The 18,022-nt window shown below is 65.1% G+C and carries 12 protein-coding genes and 2 pseudogenes; 1 reads left to right on the top strand and 13 read right to left on the bottom strand.

The annotated features are described in order from the left end of the window. Window positions 1-105: 105 nt before the first annotated feature. The 10 genes from mtnN to DF196_RS11440 all read right to left on the bottom strand — a co-directional run bounded on the left by mtnN (window position 106) and on the right by DF196_RS11440 (window position 13,223). Entirely contained in the window at window positions 106-819 is a 714-nt protein-coding gene (gene mtnN, locus DF196_RS11485; protein WP_109057938.1) for a 5'-methylthioadenosine/S-adenosylhomocysteine nucleosidase, read from the bottom strand. Window positions 820-958: 139 nt separating this feature from the next. After that, window positions 959-2,161, bottom strand: a complete 1,203-nt coding sequence (locus tag DF196_RS11480) for a 3-deoxy-7-phosphoheptulonate synthase (RefSeq protein ID WP_109057937.1) — start codon at window positions 2,159-2,161, stop codon at window positions 959-961. A 711-nt stretch (window positions 2,162-2,872) separates the two neighbouring features. After that, window positions 2,873-3,826, bottom strand: a complete 954-nt coding sequence (locus DF196_RS11475) for a type IV toxin-antitoxin system AbiEi family antitoxin domain-containing protein (protein ID WP_109057936.1) — start codon at window positions 3,824-3,826, stop codon at window positions 2,873-2,875. Window positions 3,827-4,150: 324 nt separating this feature from the next. Beyond that, window positions 4,151-5,287, bottom strand: a complete 1,137-nt coding sequence (locus tag DF196_RS11470) for a 3-deoxy-7-phosphoheptulonate synthase (RefSeq protein WP_109057935.1) — start codon at window positions 5,285-5,287, stop codon at window positions 4,151-4,153. A 194-nt stretch (window positions 5,288-5,481) separates the two neighbouring features. Further along, complete coding sequence (locus tag DF196_RS11465; RefSeq protein ID WP_109057934.1) at window positions 5,482-6,828, bottom strand: C1 family peptidase; 1,347 nt, start codon at window positions 6,826-6,828, stop codon at window positions 5,482-5,484. A 170-nt stretch (window positions 6,829-6,998) separates the two neighbouring features. Continuing rightward, window positions 6,999-8,471, bottom strand: a complete 1,473-nt coding sequence (locus DF196_RS11460; RefSeq protein WP_109057933.1) for a cell division protein — start codon at window positions 8,469-8,471, stop codon at window positions 6,999-7,001. A 150-nt stretch (window positions 8,472-8,621) separates the two neighbouring features. Then, on the bottom strand, window positions 8,622-9,299 hold the full coding sequence (locus tag DF196_RS11455) for a pyroglutamyl-peptidase I (protein WP_109057932.1): 678 nt from the start codon (window positions 9,297-9,299) through the stop codon (window positions 8,622-8,624). Window positions 9,300-9,405: 106 nt separating this feature from the next. After that, window positions 9,406-10,302 (bottom strand): IspD/TarI family cytidylyltransferase, encoded by an 897-nt coding sequence (locus DF196_RS11450; protein ID WP_109057931.1) that lies wholly within the window; start codon window positions 10,300-10,302, stop codon window positions 9,406-9,408. A 105-nt stretch (window positions 10,303-10,407) separates the two neighbouring features. Continuing rightward, window positions 10,408-11,391, bottom strand: coding sequence for a purine nucleoside phosphorylase YfiH/LACC1 family protein (locus DF196_RS11445; protein ID WP_109057930.1), 984 nt, complete (start codon window positions 11,389-11,391; stop codon window positions 10,408-10,410). A 140-nt stretch (window positions 11,392-11,531) separates the two neighbouring features. Then, window positions 11,532-13,223, bottom strand: coding sequence for a peptidase U32 family protein (locus DF196_RS11440; protein ID WP_170115064.1), 1,692 nt, complete (start codon window positions 13,221-13,223; stop codon window positions 11,532-11,534). 110 nt (window positions 13,224-13,333) lie between these two features. Between DF196_RS11440 and trmD the strand changes: the two genes are divergently transcribed. Beyond that, the gene (gene trmD / locus DF196_RS11435; RefSeq protein ID WP_109057928.1) at window positions 13,334-14,329 is read left to right on the top strand and encodes a tRNA (guanosine(37)-N1)-methyltransferase TrmD; all 996 of its coding nucleotides are present in this window, start codon (window positions 13,334-13,336) and stop codon (window positions 14,327-14,329) included. Window positions 14,330-14,523: 194 nt separating this feature from the next. Here the strand turns inward: trmD and rsmD are convergent, their stop codons facing one another. The 3 genes and pseudogenes from rsmD to DF196_RS14235 all read right to left on the bottom strand — a co-directional run. Further along, the gene (gene rsmD / locus DF196_RS11430) at window positions 14,524-15,111 is read right to left on the bottom strand and encodes a 16S rRNA (guanine(966)-N(2))-methyltransferase RsmD (protein ID WP_109057927.1); all 588 of its coding nucleotides are present in this window, start codon (window positions 15,109-15,111) and stop codon (window positions 14,524-14,526) included. Window positions 15,112-15,140: 29 nt separating this feature from the next. After that, window positions 15,141-17,042, bottom strand: a pseudogene (locus tag DF196_RS11425) (ATP-dependent DNA helicase RecG); the annotation flags it as partial. Window positions 17,043-17,153: 111 nt separating this feature from the next. Next, window positions 17,154-17,813 (bottom strand): annotated as a pseudogene (locus DF196_RS14235) (ATP-dependent DNA helicase RecG); the annotation flags it as partial. Window positions 17,814-18,022 lie beyond the last annotated feature (209 nt).

Here is an 18,022-nt window from a genome sequence, read left to right as displayed (position 1 = left end):
GGCGAGCACGCTCACATAGTGAACCGGTGGTCCGTGAGGGGTGGCGGGTCGGCGGGGAGGGGCCGGGGCTTGTCCTGAGCCCGCCCCGAGCCCCCGGCCGGAACCTTACAGACGCTTGACGATGTCCACGGCCAGACGGGCGGCGGTGTCGGCGTATTCGGAGATGTCGAACTCCTTGAACACCTCGTAATCGGTGTCGGCGTTGTCGGAAAGGGCACGGATCACGAGCGCGGGCACCTCGTTGCGGGCGGCCACCTGGGCCACGGCGGCGCCTTCCATCTCCACGGCGTCCGCGCCGGTCAGGCGGATGACCTCCTCGACCTTCGCGGGGGTATCCACGAAGTAGTTGCCAGAGGCGATGATGCCGGTGATGTGCGTGATGCCGGCGGCGGCGAGCGCCTGGTCGGCCACTTCGATGAGATGGTCGTCGGAATGGAATTCGGTGACGGGCGTCTCGGCGGTGCCGGGCTTCCACTGGCCCACCAGACGCATGTCCGTGTCGAGGTAGCGCAACGTGCCGCCGAGGACCACGTCGTTGATGTGCAGGTGGGTGTTGAGGTTGCCGGCGATGCCGGAGAAGATCACGGCGTCCGGGGCGAACTCGCTGATGAGCAGCTGCGTGGTGGCGGCCGCGTTGACCAGGCCCATGCCGCCCACGGTGGCGACCACCTTGATGACGTGCGAGCCGAAGGAGTCCACAGTGCCGGACACGATGTCAAGGCTGCCCTTGGCGGTGTGGGTGACGTGGGTGAGAGACTTGGCGATGAGCGCCACTTCCTCGTCCAGGGCGCCGATGATGGCGACGGTCTTCATGCCCATGTTGGTTTCCTTTCGTGGAGTAGTTGGCTGTGGTGGGGGTGGTCGACCCCGCGGCCCGGAGCGGTTGCGGATTGGCGGTGGCTGTGGGCTGTGGGGGCGGCGGCCTGCTGCCGCCGTTTATTGCCGGGGTTATGGAGGTTCAGTTCCAGCGGCGAGTGGCCACGGCCTCGGCAAGCTCACGCAGCAGCTTCTCGGTATCCGGCCAGGAGATGCACTTGTCTGTGATGGATTTGCCGTAGACGAGCTGGCTGAGCGGCGCGGCCGGCTGGTTGCCGCCCTCGATGAAGCTCTCCATCATCACGCCGGTGATGCCGCGCTCCCCCTCGGCGATACGATGGGCGATCTCCCGCACCACCTCGGCCTGACGATGCTCGTCCTTGCCGGAGTTGCCGTGCGAGCAGTCGACGATGAGGCCGTGCGCGGCGGCGGAATCGGCGGGCATGCGCTTGCGGATCGTCTCCAGGGCGGCGGCGATGTCCTCCTTGCCGTAGTTCGGGCCGGAGCTGGAACCGCGCAGCACCACATGGCAGTCCGGGTTGCCGAGCGTCTTGACCACGGCGGCGCGGCCCATATGGTCGATGCCGAAGAACGTGTGCTGCTGGGCGGCGGCGAAGCACGAATCGGATGCGGCCTTGACCGAGCCGTCGGTGGCGTTCTTGAAGCCGATCGGCATGGACAGGCCACTGGCGAGCTGGCGATGGACCTGGCTTTCGGTGTTGCGCGCGCCGATGGCGCCCCAGCTCACGGCGTCGGCGATGAACTGCGGGCTGGTGGGCTCCAGGAACTCGGTGGCGGCGGCAAGGCCCGTGCCGAGCACGTCAAGCAAGGTCTTACGGGCGAGCAGCAGGCCTTTCTTGATATTGCAGGAGCCGTCGATGTCGGGATCGTTGATGAGACCCTTCCAGCCGACCGTGGTGCGCGGCTTCTCGAAGTACACGCGCATGACGATGAGCAGCTGCTCGCCGAGCTCGTCCTTGAGTTTGGACAGCCGGCGGGCGTAATCGAGTGCGGCCTTGGGGTCGTGGACCGAGCAGGGGCCGACGATCACCAGCAGACGGTCGTCCTGGCCGTACAGGCATGCGCGGATCTCGTCGCGGGAATAAGCCACGATCTCCTGGGCCTCGGGGGTCAGCGGCTGGTCGGCCAGGACCTGGGCCGGGGTGGGCAGCACCTCGAATTCGAGGACGCGGCGGTTCACGATGCGGCTGATGCCCACCTGGTCCTCCCAGCGCGGCACATCGGTGACCACCAGCGGGTTCTTGCCCTCGTCCATGGCCTGGCGGATGGCCTTCAGATCCTCCGGACGGTTCAGCGGACGGATGCGATCGTCCTGTTGTTGCATAACGGGTACTCCTTGGAAATTTCTGCTTCCCAAGGATACCCAATGGTGGTGGCAACAGGGTGGTCGGGCAGTCCGATGACCTGGTGCCACTGTTTTCGGCTCTGTTTTCATGATGTACCGTGACTGGAAAGCCTGTCGTGCAGCAGTTACCAGCAATCGCGTTACTTTTTTCGAGATAAGCCCATACTTCGTGAAAAAGGAACGCTGACATCGTCTCAGCGTTACTTTTTCTCGAAATCAGGCCATATCTCGTGAAAAAGTAACACTGACTAGCACTCAGTGTTACTTTTTCACGAAGTTCCCTATTATCTCGAAAAAAGTAACGCCAGAATAGGAAAGCGAGACGGTATAGGGAAAATAGCAAGAGCCTAAGCAACCTTCAAAAGCGCGAGACACATAACGTCATAATCACAGCATGACGATAAGCCTTGTCAATCCAAGGTTGCTGAGCCAGCTCCCAGATGGCTTCTCACCAGCGGCTCCTCCGAGAGGGGAATCAAAAGGCTCTGTTAGACCAAGATTGACATGAATTCCATTGGATTACGCCTCAGTCGGCTTCGCCTCCAGCTACCCTGACAGGGGGAGCCAAGGAATATAGGATTCATGTCAATCTTGGTTTAGCAGAGCCAATCAAAAACAGGAACCATACCGGTCTTGGCCGAACAAACCCGTTGACGTTGAATAGATTTCACGTCACAGTTCGTTATATCCTCATCGAATCTTAGGAACTCCGGCGTTTATGAGTTTGTTCTCCAATTTCGAGGGTGACATCAGCTCTTCGAACACTACATGAACGATCACGGTAACGCCTTGACTTTTCAAGTCCTGCTCTCGTCGGCGTTCATATTCCATTTTTGCCTGGAAGCTTGCACGGTTTGGGTTGCTGACATCGGCGTATTTGGCCATGCCATCGTATTCCGCCACGATAATGCGCCCATCGGCAAGTTTCCAGCAGAAATCCACCCGATATGGCATGGACCGATTGTATGGATTCTCAAATTCCCGCTGCAGCAGCGGCACCGCGAAATCCCGATCGATCATAATGCCGCGCATCAGGGATTCGCCGCCGTTTTCACTGCGCGAATCCGCATATCGCAACAACCGCGACACCGCCTGCTGATCGCACACGGCCTGCACTGCCGCCGAGCCGATTGCATTCACCGTCGTCAAACCGATTCTTAGCGCGGAATCATATATCGCCAGCGCTTGGACGAATGGCCGCTCCGCGCAATCAATCAAAGTACGTTCCGGCGACGTGACAAAAATCCCCTTACAGGTGCGCTGCGGAACACGATTCATATAAAAGCGTCTGAGTCGGGGTTCGTCATGACCACCGACACCGCCCGACGATGCGATGCACACGGTCCCATCGTGCAAGGCATTCGCGTGCTGCAGCCCATAAAGGCAGACGGCGCTCAATTCCGCAAACACCCATTGGGGATGCTTACAGGCCAAAGCCCGTATGACGTGTAACGACCGTTGCTCGGTGCCGAGATTATGCCAATACGTCTGCGCGGAATACAGGCCACGGTAGGGAGATATCAATTCGCCGGCACATTCCCTGCGCTTCAGGGCCATGCGTTGCGCCCGATCATTTCCAAAGGCGCAACGACGTTCCCGTTCCGCCACACGCAGGAGTGCGGTCACTGCTTTGTGTTCCTTCATGGTTCGACGCTAGGCATATTGCGGCGCGTGGCACAAGGGCAGCCGGGAAATGTGGATAACTCGACGGGGCGTTTCACGTCATATCGGTGGATAAGTCAGAGACCAGCCCAACAGTGTGGACAACTCGACAGGTTCCGAACTCCACGGAAGTTCCAATCAGTAAAACCAGCCCGAAGCTCGGGGCACTTCACGTGGGGCCTTAACGTCGCCGGTAGACCAAGAACCTTGTCATCCTTGGGCGGCCCAAACACCAACAAAAAGCGTCCACCGCCAATAAGACGATGGACGCTTCTGAAGAGTTGAGGGCGATGCCGGAGATGTGGATTACCTCGCGGCGGCGCGGCGGGCGGTGACGGCGTCGGCGAGCGTGTGCAGGAGCTCGTTGGTGCGGTCCCACGGCACGCAGGCGTCGGTCACGGACTGGCCGTAGACCAGCTGGTCGAGCGGGGCGGGCTTCTGGTGGCCGCCCTTGAGGAAGCTTTCCATCATCACGCCGGTGATGCCCTGTTCGCCGGCGGCCAGACGTTCGGCGATCTCCTCGATCACCTCGGCCTCGCGGTTCTCGTCCTTGCCGCAGTTGCCGTGCGCGGCGTCGATGACCAGGCCGTGCTCGCTGGGGCCGGACGCCTTGGAGGCGCGCAGGGCCTCAAGCGCCTCACGGACGGATTCGGCATCGTAGTTCGGACCGGAGCTGGAGCCACGCAGCACCAGATGGCAGTCCGGGTTGCCCTTGGTCTCGGCGGAGATCACACGGCCGTCCAAGTTGATGGACAGGAAATGGTGCTCGAAGCCCGCGGTGAAGCAGGAATCGGCGGCGGCCTTGATGGAGCCGTCGGTGGAGTTCTTGAAGCCCACCGGCATGGACAGGCCGGAGGCGAGCTCGCGGTGGACCTGGCTTTCGGTGTTGCGCGCGCCGATGGCGCCCCAGCTGATGGCGTCGCAGATGTACTGCGGGGTGATGGGGTCGAGCCATTCGGTGGCGGCGGGCAGGCCGAGGCTCAGCACGTCGGTGAGCACCTTGCGGGCCAGCCACATGCCCTTGCGGATGTTGAAACGGCCGTCCAGATCGGGGTCGTTGATCAGGCCCTTCCAGCCGATGGTGGTGCGCGGCTTCTCGAAGTACACGCGCATGACGATGACGAGACGGTCCTCAAGCTCGCGCTTGACGGCGGCGAGCTTTTCGGCGTACTCGTGCGCGGCCTTGGGATCGTGGATCGAGCAGGGGCCCACGATGACGAGCAGTCTGTCGTCGCGGCCGTTGAGGACGTCGCGAATCTCCTGGCGCGAGTGGAGCACCAGATCGCTCATCTCGTCCGTGAGCGGCTGCTCCTTGAGGAAGGCGCGCGGCGCGGGAATCGGGTCGAGCTGACGGATGTTGACATCGACCGTCTCCGGAAAGACGGCCTGCTCCCCCAAACGACGTTCGTCCTCGGAACTATCCGGACCACGAAGTGCTGCCATGCCGACTCTCCTCTCTTGTGTTGACGTATCGATAGGCATACAAAGGCGTAAGTGTACCTGTGGACGCGGGGATATGGAAACGGCCGCCCGTTTCGTGAAACGGACGGCCGTTGTGAACGCTTGGGATACTCCCCTCAGCCAACGAATAGGATGCCGTCAAGGCATGTCGGCTCAGGAGCTCTCGCCTGATGGAATCAGGCGAGAGCTCCCATCGGATCCCATGCCGGGAGCATGGTGGCGGGCTCTTCGAGGGCCTTCTGGTACTCCTCGGGGAGCATGGCCTTCGGGACGGCGACCTCGTAGACGTACTCGGTGAACCAATCGTCGGACATGGTGAAGTAGCCCTTGTCGGCGATCTTGGTGCCCCAGGAGTTCTCCACGCGCCAGCGGCGGGTGGTGGTGCCGTCGTCGGCCACGTCCACGCCAGCGAAGGCCATGGCGTGGTTCATCGCGGAATCGGCGAAGCGCACACGGGCTTCCTTGTCGAGGTCGAAGTCGACGTCGTAGACGCGGCCGTACTCGAACAGATCGGTGGCCCAGGCACCGTTCTCACGGTCCATGAACGGGTGGCAGTCGGCGCCGAACCACACCGGGATGCCCTGCTCGACCAGGATCTTGCGCACGCAGTCCTTCATGAACTGGTTCGGCACGTTGAGGTACTCGGTGGCGTCGCCGCCGGCGACGTTGCCCAGGTGCTCGATGCCGATCTTCTTGCCCTTGGCGTGCTCAGCGCGCGGGTCGTCCACGAGGCACACGTAGTCCTCGAGGCCGGCCGGGCCCACGTACTTGTTCCAGAACTCGACCGGCGTGATCTCGCCGTCGCGGTGGAACTCGCCGTCCTTGTCGGTCCACTCCCAGTCGAAGGAGACCGGCGGCTCGCCCAGGTGGATGGTCAGGATGCGATGGCCGGCGGCGGTCGCCTCGGCGATGATCTCCTCGGTCTTGGCGGCATCGTCCTTGGCTGCGTACAGGTGGGCCACGGCGGTGTGCAGCATGTGACGCAGCTGGGTGTTCATCTCGCCGGTGTTCTTGGAGGACTCGGTCTCCGGGAACAGGTCCTTCGGCACCGCGCCGTACTTCTTGTACACGTTCATGGCCATGGTCCACTGGCCGCCGTCGCCCATCACGTCGGCGAGCAGGTGCTGCATCAGGCGGGAGTCGGCGGGCTCGCCGGCGGCCACCAGCGCGGCCACGTCCTTGAGGAAGTAGTTGACGCGCTCGAGCTTGTCGAAGTACATCGCGTAGTTCTGGGAGAACTCGAACTCCTTGAGGTTCATGTTCTTCTTGGCGATGAAGCGGGCCACGTTCAGCGAGCTGAACAGCCAGCAGCGGCCGGAGCGGTCCTGGTGGGTGGCCTCGCCGTTGTCCACGATGGTGGAGAAGCGGCGCTGCATCAGGCGGGCGCGGTCGTAGTTGCGGGCCACCTTGTCGATGCCGGCCGCGGTCACCGCGTTCATGGCCATACGATTGGTGCCGTCGGCATCGAACTCGCCGCGCAGGGCGTTCAGTGCGTCGCCGGTCAGCGGCGTCAATTCACTCATGTCTGCTCCTTTTTGGATTGGTGCGCTTGTGGCGCATACTCAATTCACCGTTCGCAAGCATATAAATGCGGCATCTGGCCGGAGCACAGATGCCGCAATTCTTGCCGTTAGTAGTCTAATCGATGGCTTGTCATTATGGATGGGCCGCTACGGGAAGCCGCAGACCGGGATCAGTCGTGGGTGTTCTGGGGGATGGCCTGGGTGGATTCCTCGCCGCCGTCCTGTGCGGCGGCATCGTCCTGAGGCCCGTCCTCGCCCTTGTCCGGGGAGTCGGCGGACTGACCATCGTCCTCGGCCTCGCCGGGGACCGGGTTGACCATCGGCAGCGGCACAGTGGCGGCCGGCGCAGCGCCCTGCTTGCCGGCGGCCGCGGCGGGATCGGCGAACGCGAATCCGGCGAACGCCTGGGAGAACATGGCGCGCAGTTCGGAGACGCGCTGGGTGATGGCGGACTCGCGCTGCTGCAGCTCGTTGATGTGCTTGGTCAGGCCGTCCAGCTCACTCTGGGCCGCGGTGCGACGCTCCTCAATCTGGGCATCCGCGTCCTCACCGGCCTTATGCACGATGGCGGCGGCCTGATCGTCCGCCTCCTGACGCTTGGCGGCGGCGTACACGTCCGCGTCCTCGCGTGTGGCCTTGGCCTGGCTGATGAGCTCGTCCGCCTCCTTCTTGGCGGCGGCGCGGCTCTCCTCAAGGTGGGCCAGCAGCTCGTTGACCTTCTTGGTGGCCTCGTCCTGCTGGGCGGCGATATCCTTGCGAATCTGCTCCACCTCGGCGTTGACCTTGCTCATGGTGGTGGTGCGGTTCACCTCGGCCTCGTCGGTGATCTCCTGGGCCTTGGCCTTGGCAGTGTCGGTGATCTCGCCGGCCTTGCGCTGGGCCTCGGTCATCATCTTGGAGACCTGCTCGCGCACGTCGGCCAGCTTCTTGTTGGCCTCGGCGAGCGCCGCCTCGATCTGGTCGTTGGAGTCGGACTTGAGCTTGGCGATCTCCTCATTGGCGCTCTTGCGCAGCTCGGCCACCTTGCGCGTGGCCTCCGCCTTCATATCGGCGATCTCACGCTCCTGGGTGGAACGTTCGGAGGCGAGCTTCTTGTTGTGCTCCTCGCGGGCGTTGCTGAGCTCCAGCTCCACGGTCTGGCGCTGCTCGGCCACGTCCTTGGCGGTGCGGGCGCGCAGCTGGGCGGCGTCCTCGTTGGCCGAGGTGGTGACGGACTGGGCCTGATTGTTGGCGTTCGTCAGGATGGAGGTGGCCTTGGCGTTGGCGTCGTCCACGATGTGCTTGGCGTCCAGCTTGGCGTTGTTGATGAGGGTTTCGGCCTGCGCCTGGGCGCTGGTGCGGGTGGCGGAGGCGTCCTGCTTGGCGCGTTCGAGCAGTTCGGCGCTGGTCTGTTCGGCGGAGGCGAGCATCTGCTGGGCGTTTGCGCCGAGGGAGGCGAACGTGTTGCCTTCCGGCTTCTTGTTCTTCTCCTCCTGCAGCTGGGCCTGGAGCTGCAGGATGCGGTCGTCGTCCGCCGCGATCTGCTCGCGCATGCTGGCCAGCGTCTGCTGGGCCCGGTTCATGCTTTCCTGGGCGGCATCGAAGGCCGCATCTACCTTGTCCTTGTCATATCCACGCAGCACCACCGGGAAACGATCCACCATGGCTGTATTTTCCTTTCGCCCAACGCATGCGCCCCTTGGCGCGTACTCCATGCACTGTAGCGCATAGTCACGGCGGCACGCGCCATGCGTTCTGCAATCGTTACAATGCGTGCGAACCCTGTTCTATTCCGGGGGCTGCGCGGCCCGATGTCACGCGATGAGGATGTCGGAGCTGGAGGGCTTGAGATAGTAGCGCACGGCCTCGCGCACCACGTCGCGGCCGGCGGCGATCTGCTGGTCCAGCGGCAGGCCGTGCTGGCTGGAGTGGGCCGGTCCGATCAGCGGGAAGCTCACGAACCCGCCGAGTACGCGGTCCTGCGCGGACATCCAGTTGAGCAGGTTGTAGAACAGCGAATTGCACACGAAGGTGCCGGCGTCCGAACTCAGGGAGGCGGGAATCGAGTCGGCGGCGAAATCCTTGAGGATCGACCTGAGCGGCAGGCGCGTCCAGTAGGCGGCCGGACCGTCCGGGTCGATGGGCTCGCGGCGGGGAATGACGTTGTCCGCGTCCGGCTTGGCCGCGTCCATGAGGTTGGTGGCGCAGCGCTCCAGCATCACGCTGCGGGCCGCGTGCTTGAGGCCTGTGGCGATGACGATGTTGGGGTGCACGGCCTCGATGCTCTCCAGCAGGGTGGGCCATGCCTTGGCGAAGCTCACCGGCAGGCTGACGGCGTGGATGTCCACCGTGACCTGGTCGAACGGGTCGTCCGGGCCGCCGGCGGCGCCCAGCCCCTGCTCGGCAAGGGCCTTGGGCACTTCGACGGCGGGATTGACGTCCACGCCCTCGTACTGGTCGAAACCGGAGATCACCACATTGAGTTCACGCATACGCCTAAGTCTAGCGTCCGCCACGCTGGGGCGGAGGAAGCCCGGCCGGCGGGGACTCGCGCTCCGGTAGGCCCGTCACGCATCGGGGCGCCCGGAATCGAAGGGATTACCGCAGCTGTCCGGCGGCCTGCGCGAGGAGCGCGTGCATGCGGGCGCGGGCCTCCTCCTTGGGGTCGCGGCCCAGGATCTCCTCGGCGATGCGTTCGGCCGTGGGGATGTCCGCCAACGTGGTGACCTTGAGGTTCGTCTCCGAACCGGCCACGATGGCCACGGGTTCGTCCGGCAGGTAGTCGACCACCACGCGCGTATCGTCCGTGGGGTGGAAGTCCGGGTCGGCGGCGGCCAGCTCGTAGGCGTGACGGATGGTGGCGAAGCGGAACGACTGCGGGGTCTGCGCGCGATAGGAATCCGTGCGGTCCGGCACCGAACGAATCACCTTGAGATCGCCCAGATCCTGCGTGAGCAGGATGGTGTCGGTGGACGCGAAGGCCACGGTGGCGGCCTTGAACTGGTCGAGCGCGTCGATGGAGCCGTCGATGGCGGACTGCTCCACGAACGGGCGGACGGCGTCGTGGATGAGGATCTTGGCGTCGCCCGGAATGCCGGCGGCCGCGAGCGTATCCAGCGCGGCGGCGGTGCTGTCCACACGCTCGGCGCCGCCGTCGATCACGATGCGGACCTTGCCGTACCCCTGCTCGTCGATCAGCGATTCGACCGTGCCGCGCACCTTGGCGTTGACCACCACCACGATGTCGCTCACGCGCTCGCAGCGCTCGAAGGCCTCGATGCTCCAGCACACGATGGGCTTGCCGCCCACGGAGACCAGCTGCTTGGGGTTGTCCGGATCGAATCGGGTGCCGAAGCCTGCGGCCAGCACCACGGCCACCACCGGCACGTGCTGCGCCGGGCGTACGGCCGGAGCGGACTGCTCGGCTGCGGGTTCGGAGCCGGCGGCGATGCCGGTCGTGGCGTCAACGGGAATATCGGATGCTCTCTCAGTCATAGGCACCACCGTAGGGTGAGGGCTGCCCGAGCGTGACCCGCGTCACACGTTCTCCACGGAATGTGCTCGCGGACCACGCCCCATCGGCCGTACCGCAATCGGACGCTACTGACGCACGACGAGGGCCAGCAGGCGGCCTTCGTGGGGGTTGCCGGCGAGCGCGGCGCGGCGATGGGAGTACCACAGCGGGTTTTCGAGCGTGCACATGCTGCGGTTGATGGAACCGATGCGTTCCGCGAGCGAGGCGGGACCTTCGCCGTCGGTGCGGCACAGTTCGGCGAGCTCGGCGTCCTCCTCCAGGTATTCGGTGGCGGCGTGGACGCGCGGCATGGAGTCGACCACCTGATGCACGCCGGCGAAGGCCAGGTCGATCATCGCGGCTTCGGCGATGTCGATGCCGGCGCCGCCGAATCGGGTCGTGGTCTTGGTCAACGGGAAGCGCTTGATGAAGGTGTCGGCGATCTCGTCCCCCACCTCGTAGCAGTCGCCGCAGATGCGCGGGCCGAGCGTGGCGACGATGTTCTCGGGGGCCGCTCCCTTGAGCTTCATGAGTTCCACGGTGGCGCCGATGATGCCCTTCTCCAGGCCGCGACGACCGCAGTGCGCGGCGCCGATGATGCCGGTGACGGGGTCGGCCATGAGCACCGGCAGGCAGTCGGCGGCGAACATGCCCAGGGCGATGCCGGCTTGGGAGGTGACCTGGCCGTCCGCTTCCAGCACGGTCACGGTGTCCGGGTCGACGCCCTTGGTGCCGGAGGCGTCGAAGCCGAACGGGGCGTTGGACTCGTACACGTCATCCACATCCACCGCCACGCCGGAGTGGACCTGCGAGACCAGGGAGAGCGGGGCACCGACCGCCTCGGCGAGGGCCAGACGGTTGGAGAGCACGGCTTCCGGGTCGTCGCCGGACTTGCCGCCGAGGTTGAGGTTGCCCCAGTCGCCCGTGCTCAGGCCGCCGAGACGGGTGGTGTAGACCACGGTGATGCCGGGGGCCAGGGCGATCGGGATGGTCACCGGGATCGGGCGGCCTGCCTTGTCGGTGGAGCTGATGGCGTTGGAGTCGATGATTTCGTCGCTGTATTCGGGCATGGTATGCGGCTTTCTGGGGAGGATTCCTTATGGGTGAGACGGGCTCCCCTCAGCCCGCGGGTGCGGGCAGCTCCCCTCGGCGAGGGGAGCCAGAAAGAGCTATCGGTTCAGTGTTCTTTCCGGAAGAGAGCCAGGAAGGACTATTCGGCCTTGAGGGTAGGGCGCTTGGTGCGTGAGCGGATGGCGGCGTTGATCGGCACCTGATGCGGGCAGGGCATCGAGAACACGTGCGCCGGGTTGTTGATGGCGGGGACCGGCACGCCGTCCGCGTCCTTGAGGCCGCTCGCGGGCACGGTGTAGGCCAACGGCTGCGAACCGGGCAGGAGGAACTCGACCTGCTGGCCGGGCTCGATCTTGTTGCGGCTCATCAGCGTGACGCGGCCGCCCTCGTCGGAGCTCCAGCTCAGGACCTCGCCCACCACCATCCAGGAGCGGAAGTAGGCGGAACGGTCGGTGTTCTGCGTCACTTTGTGCTCCGGATAGTAGAAGCCGGTGGAGTAGTCGCGGTGGGCCACCTTGTCCGGCTCGTCGATCAGCCATGCGGGCAGCGTGACGTGCGGGGCGGGGCGGACGGCCGCGTGCTTCCAGTCGGTCGTGATCTCCTCGGCCGCGGTGTTGGACTTGCGGCGCGTGGAACGGGCGTGGTAGCTCAGGTTGTCGGGCTCGTTCAGCGGGCCGGACTTCGCGGGCACGGAAGTCGCGGGGGCGGCGGAGACGTCGGCGGCAGCGTCCTGCGACTTGTCCGGCTCGGACGCAATCGCAACCGACTGACGTTCGGCGACACCGTCGTTTGCGGCGTTCGTCTCCGCCGCACCAAGCTGCTCGTAACCCTCATCGGACACACCGGAGAAGGCGGCGTCGGCGTTGCGCATCACCTGGTCCTCGCCGGCCGCGGCCATCGCCTCGGCGAAGTCGGGGTCGGACGGACGGATCACGCGGTCACGGAAGGGCTTCAGGACGGTGCCGTCGGCGGTTTCGAAGCCGCGCTGGATCATGTATTCGTTGACCGCGGTCTTGTAGGCGTTGGTCATGGCGGCGATGTAGTACGCGCTCTTGGCGCGCCCCTCGATCTTGAGGCTCGTGGCGCCGGAGTCGATGAGGTCGTCCAGGTGCTCCAGCATGTTCATGTCCTGCGAGTTGAACAGGTAGGCGCCGTCCTTGGTCTGTTCGATCGGGAAGTACTGGCCGGGACGCTTCTCCTCCACGATCGAGTACTTCCAGCGGCAGGGCTGGGCGCATTCGCCGTGGTTGCCGTCACGGCCGGTCAGGTAGTTGGAGAACAGGCAACGGCCGGAGAAGGCCATGCACATGGCACCGTGGACGAAGCATTCGATGTCGAGGTCGTCCGGGATGTTGGCGCGGATGTCGCGCACGGCCTGCAGGTCCATCTCGCGGGCCAGCACCACACGGCGGGCGCCGAGCTCGTAGAAGGCGTTGGCGGCCTGGTAGTTGGTCACGCCGGCCTGGGTGGAGACGTGCAGCTCGAGGTTCGGGGCCACCTGGCGCGCCATGAGCATCACGCCGATGTCCGAGACGATCAGCGCGTCCACGCCGGTGTCCTTGAGCTGGCCCACGTACTCGCGCAAGGCCTCGACCTCGTTGTTGCGCGGCAGCACGTTGCAGGTCACGTACACGCGGGCGCCGTGCTCGTGGGCGTAGCGGGAGCCCTCCTCGAAGTCCTCGAGGCTCAGGTTCTTGGGCGCCGAGCGCATGCCGAAGGCCTTGCCGCCGCAGTAGACCGCGTCGGCGCCGTAGTCCACGGCGGTTTTGAGGCCCCTCAGGTTGCCGGCGGGCGCCAGCACTTCGGGCTTCTTTCGTGTGGGGAGGTTCATCGTCGTATTCATCACCGCAATAGTGTAGTGGTGGCCGTGTAATGCGGCGGACTGCGGAGCGGGCACCGTCGGGCCGCGGCGCGGGCGGGGCGGACGGTAGGCTGGAGCGCATGAAGATCGATATCGTGAGCGTGTTCCCCGAATACTTCGACGTGCTTGGCCTGAGCCTCATGGGCAAGGCGCAGGCCAAGGGTCTGCTGCAGATCACCGCGCACAACCTGCGCGACTGGACCCATGACGTGCATCATTCGGTGGACGATACCCCGGTGGGCGGCGGTGCCGGCATGGTGATGAAGCCCGAGGTGTGGGCGGAGTGCCTGGACGATCTGCTGGGATTGCAGCCCGCGACCGTCGACGAAACGGAGTGTACGTTGGACGCCGATGATTCCGCGACGATCGCCGATTCCGCCGACGCTACCGTGTCCGACGAGGTCGTCGAGTCCAGCGATGCTATCGCGTCCGATGAGTCGGACGGCATGTCTGCCGATATCACCGCGGAAAATGCCACCGAAGCCCACGACGCCCCGGTGCCCGGCACCGCCGCATCCGACGCCCCGGTGCTCATCTTCCCGAACCCGTCCGCCCCGCTGTTCACCCAGCGCGACGCCACCGAGCTCAGCCATGCCAATCACCTGCTGTTCGGCTGCGGCCGTTACGAGGGCTACGATTCGCGCATTCCTGACTACTACCGTACGCAGGGCATCGATGTGCGCGAATACTCCATCGGCGACTACGTGCTCAACGGCGGCGAGGTGGCCGTGTCCGTGATGCTGGAGGCCATCACCCGCCTGATGCCGGGGTTCATGGGCAATCCCGATTCCATCGTGGAGGAGTCGTACACCGGCGAGGGCGCGTTGCTGGAGCACCGCCAGTACACCAAGCCGGCCACGTGGCGTGGGCTTGCGGTGCCAGACGTGCTGCTCTCCGGCGACCACGGCAAGGTGGACCGCTTCCGCCGCGACGAGGCGTTGGCCCGCACCAACGAGATCCGCCCGGACCTCATCGCCAAGCTGGATTGCAAGGCGCTGGACAAGGCCGACCGCAAGACGCTGATGGCGCTGGGATGGGAGGTTTCAGCCGCCCATCCGCGCAAGCTGGGCGAGTAACAAGTCATCGCTCTGCCACATCGGGCACAAAAACGTTCAAGTGTGCTCCCATGATGTAGGGATTTGCCCATGATGTAGGGAATTCCCCATGGTGTAGGGACGGAAAACGGCCATTTTCCGCCAATCCTCGATTTCGCATCCCTACATCATGTGAAATTCCCTACATCATGTACGGCTGCATCACGCGGGAGCCGTCACTCGGCCTGGCCGTCGGCAATCGGCTCGATGTAGAACACGGCGGTCTCGCCGTAGTTGCGGCTTTCGGTGATCTCCCACCCTTCCGGGGCAGCGGGGGTGTCGGAGCGCGCCGAACGCTCCAGCATGATCACCGTGCGGTCATTGGTGGCGGTTCCGGCGGCCAAATCGGCCAGCAACTGGTTGCAGGCGGCGGTTTCGAAGGCGTAGGGCGGGTCGATGAAGATCACGTCGAACGGTTCGCCGAAGCCGCCAGCCACCGCCTCGGCCTTCTTGACGAGCACGCGGGCCTTGAGCTCCGGGCTCCACGAGCGGTTGCGCTGCAGCTGGGCGATCGTCTTGGTGATGAGTGCCGCAGCCGGGCGCGAGCTCTCCACCGCCACGAGCTCCCGCGCGCCACGGCTCAACGCCTCGATGCCGAGCGCGCCCGTGCCTGCGAACAGGTCCAGCACGCGGGCGTCGTCCAGCACGCCCCATGAGTCGAGGTGGGAGAAGATGGCCTCCTTGGTACGGTCCGTGGTGGGGCGGGTGCCTGTTTTCGGGGTGGCGAGCGCCACGCCCTTGAATCGTCCGGAAATTACGCGCATGGGCACTAGCTTAACCGCACGTCACGGCTTCAGCTGGAGGTCAGGAACGTCTCGTTGCCGCGGGTGAAGTCGAGCACGGCTCCAGCCAACTGCACTGCGCCGGACAGGTCGGGGTCAGCGGACAGCAGTTGCTCGGCGCGGGCGCGGGCGTCGGCGATCAGATCGGCGTCCTTGACCACGCGCAGCAGTTTCAGGCTCGATTTGCCGCCGGATTGGGCGTCGCCCAGCACGTCGCCGGCGCCGCGGAACTCCAGGTCGGCCTGGGCGATTTCAGCGCCGTCCAGCGAATGATGGATCACTTCCAGCCGTTGTTCGGCCACTGAACCGGGTTCGGCACGCGAGATGAGGAACGCCCACGAATTGGTGCCGCCACGCCCCACGCGACCACGCAGCTGGTGCAGCTGGGACAGGCCGTACCGGTCGGCGTCGAAGATCACGATGCAGCTAGCCTGCTTGACGTCCACACCCACCTCGATGACCGTGGTGGAGACCAGCACCGGGGTCGCACCGGAGTCGAAGCCGGCCATGACCTCGGTCTTCACGTCGTCCTTGTCCCGGCCGGTGAGCGTGGCGAACGGGATGCCTTGGAATTGCGGGAGTTTCTGGAGTCGCGCGGCGATCTCCTCCACCGAATGCAGCGGCGGGCGGGCCACGGTCTCGCCGTTGTCGTCGTAGGTTTCGTACGGGTCGTCGATGCCGATGTCATTGCCGGCGCGGGATGCGCGCGAGGACCGGGAGCCGGCGGACGACGAACCCACACCGGTCGTACCGGACGTACCGGTCTCCTCGTCCATATCGATGCGCGGGCAGACGATGTACGCCCGCTCCCCCGCGTCGATGCGCGCGCGGATGTGCGCGAACATGCGGCCCATCGTGTTCGCGTCCGCCTCATTGACCACCACGGTGCGGATGGGCTTGCGGCCGCCGGGCAGCTCGGTGAGCCAGGAGATGTCGAGGTCGCCGAACCAGGTCATGGCGGCGGTGCGCGGAATGGGTGTGGCGGTCATCACCAGCAGGTGCGGTGTGGTGCCGTCGTCCGCCTTGGCGTTGAGGCTTTCGCGCTGTTCCACGCCGAAGCGATGCTGTTCGTCGATCACCACCAACGCCAGATGCGGCGCCTGGAAGGTCTTGGAGAACGCCGCGTGCGTGGCCACGATGATGCCGGGCGTTCCACTGGCCGCCACCCCAAGTGCCTTGCGACGGGCGGCGAGTTTCATGCCGCCGGTCAGCAGCGTGACGGGGATGTCCTCGCCGGATTCGCCAAGTCCCGTCACCATGCGGGAGATCGTCTCGTAGTGCTGTTCGGCGAGCACCTGGGTGGGGGCCACGAGCACGGACTGGTAGCCCGCGTCCACGGCCTGCAGCATGGCGGCGAGCGCCACCACGGTCTTGCCGGAGCCCACCTCGCCCTGCAGAAGTCGTTGCATGGGCCAGTCGCGGGAGAGGTCGGCGGCGATGTCGTCGATGACCTGCCGTTGGCCGCGGGTCAGGGTGAAGGGCAGTGATGCGATGAACCGGTCGCGCAGGTTGCCGGTCTGGCTTCCGGTCTGGCTGCCGGTATGGTCGCCGCTGAACCTGGCATCGGTGACGATAGCTGCGGTACCGGTGCCGTTGCCCTCACCGGCTGCGGCACCGGTCAGCGGGCAGGCATGCGCGGACGACTTGTGCGCGTGCTGCCGGGCCTTGACCAGCGAGGTCTGGGAGACGAAGGCCTCCTCATAGCGCAGCGTTTCGATGGCCTGGTTGAACCGGGCGCGGGAATCGGGGTCGTGAATGGCCAGGAACGCCTCTGCACGATGCATCAGGCCTTTGGCGGCACGGATGGACTCGGGCAGAATGTCCGGGATGGCGCGTTCGAGTGCGTCGGTCCCGGATTCGGCGGTGGATTCGCCGGATTGGACGGCGATGTCGTCGGTGGATGGCGCTACAAGTGCGGACGCGGACGTTCCGGTCGTGCCGGGCACTCCGGGTGTCCCAGCCATTCCGGTCTCCGCCATGCTCGGCGCGATGGCACCCGTATTCCTCGTCGGCAGCGTACCGTCGCCGGCAGCGACGGGCAGTCCTTCGGGCGTGGACGACGTGCGCGCGCCCATCATCCACAGCAGTCCCAGGATCGTATCGTGAATATGCGCCGAGGAGATGCGTGAACTGGCATGGTACACCGGGCGCGGGCGGGTGACGCGCAGTACCGCATCCTCCAGGGAATCGGCGTCGTACTTGGGTTTGGCGCCGGCCACCGCAGCGGATGCGGGCGCGGGCGGTGCCACGGTCAAGAAATCCGGGTGCGTGAACTGCAGCTGGCCCATGTATTCGCTGGGCGTGCCTGAGACCACCAGCATCGGGCTTGATTTGAGCCGCATGCTCACCCAATCGATGTAGTTCTTGCGTCCACCGAAGAATATGAGTTGCGCCGTGCCTCCGGGCATATTGCGGGTTCGGGCGAAATCGGCGTCGTCGACCGTGGCGATGACGCGCAGCATACGGCCGGGCACCACGCGCACATCGCGCACGGTGGCCACGAACGCCATCTGCTGGCCGATCTGCGCCTCGCGGATGGTCTGCAGACGTACGGGATCGGTGACGCGGAACGGATAGTAGGTCAGAGCGTCGCCCACCGTGGTGACGCCCAATGATTTGAGCGCGGACACACGTCGCTTGTTGGTCATCAACGACCCCAGTGCGGTGCTCAACGTAATGCTCATAGCTGCCTATTCTATTGAAGTTTGATGTCCACGCCTCTCCCAGGGCCTCAGCCACCACACCGTGCGGAAATCACCACACCGTGCGTGGATCACCACACCGTGCGTGGATCACCACACCGTGCGTGGATCACCACACCGCGGAAAACCTGCGGAAACAACAAAACCCGCCGAGCCGAAGCTCAAGCGGGTTTTGAGACGTAGTACGTTAG

This window comes from Bifidobacterium callitrichidarum (assembly GCF_003129905.1).
Classification (GTDB): domain Bacteria; phylum Actinomycetota; class Actinomycetes; order Actinomycetales; family Bifidobacteriaceae; genus Bifidobacterium; species Bifidobacterium callitrichidarum.
The sequence above is the reverse complement of the archived record's forward strand: the minus strand, read 5'-3'. Positions and strand labels throughout refer to the sequence as shown.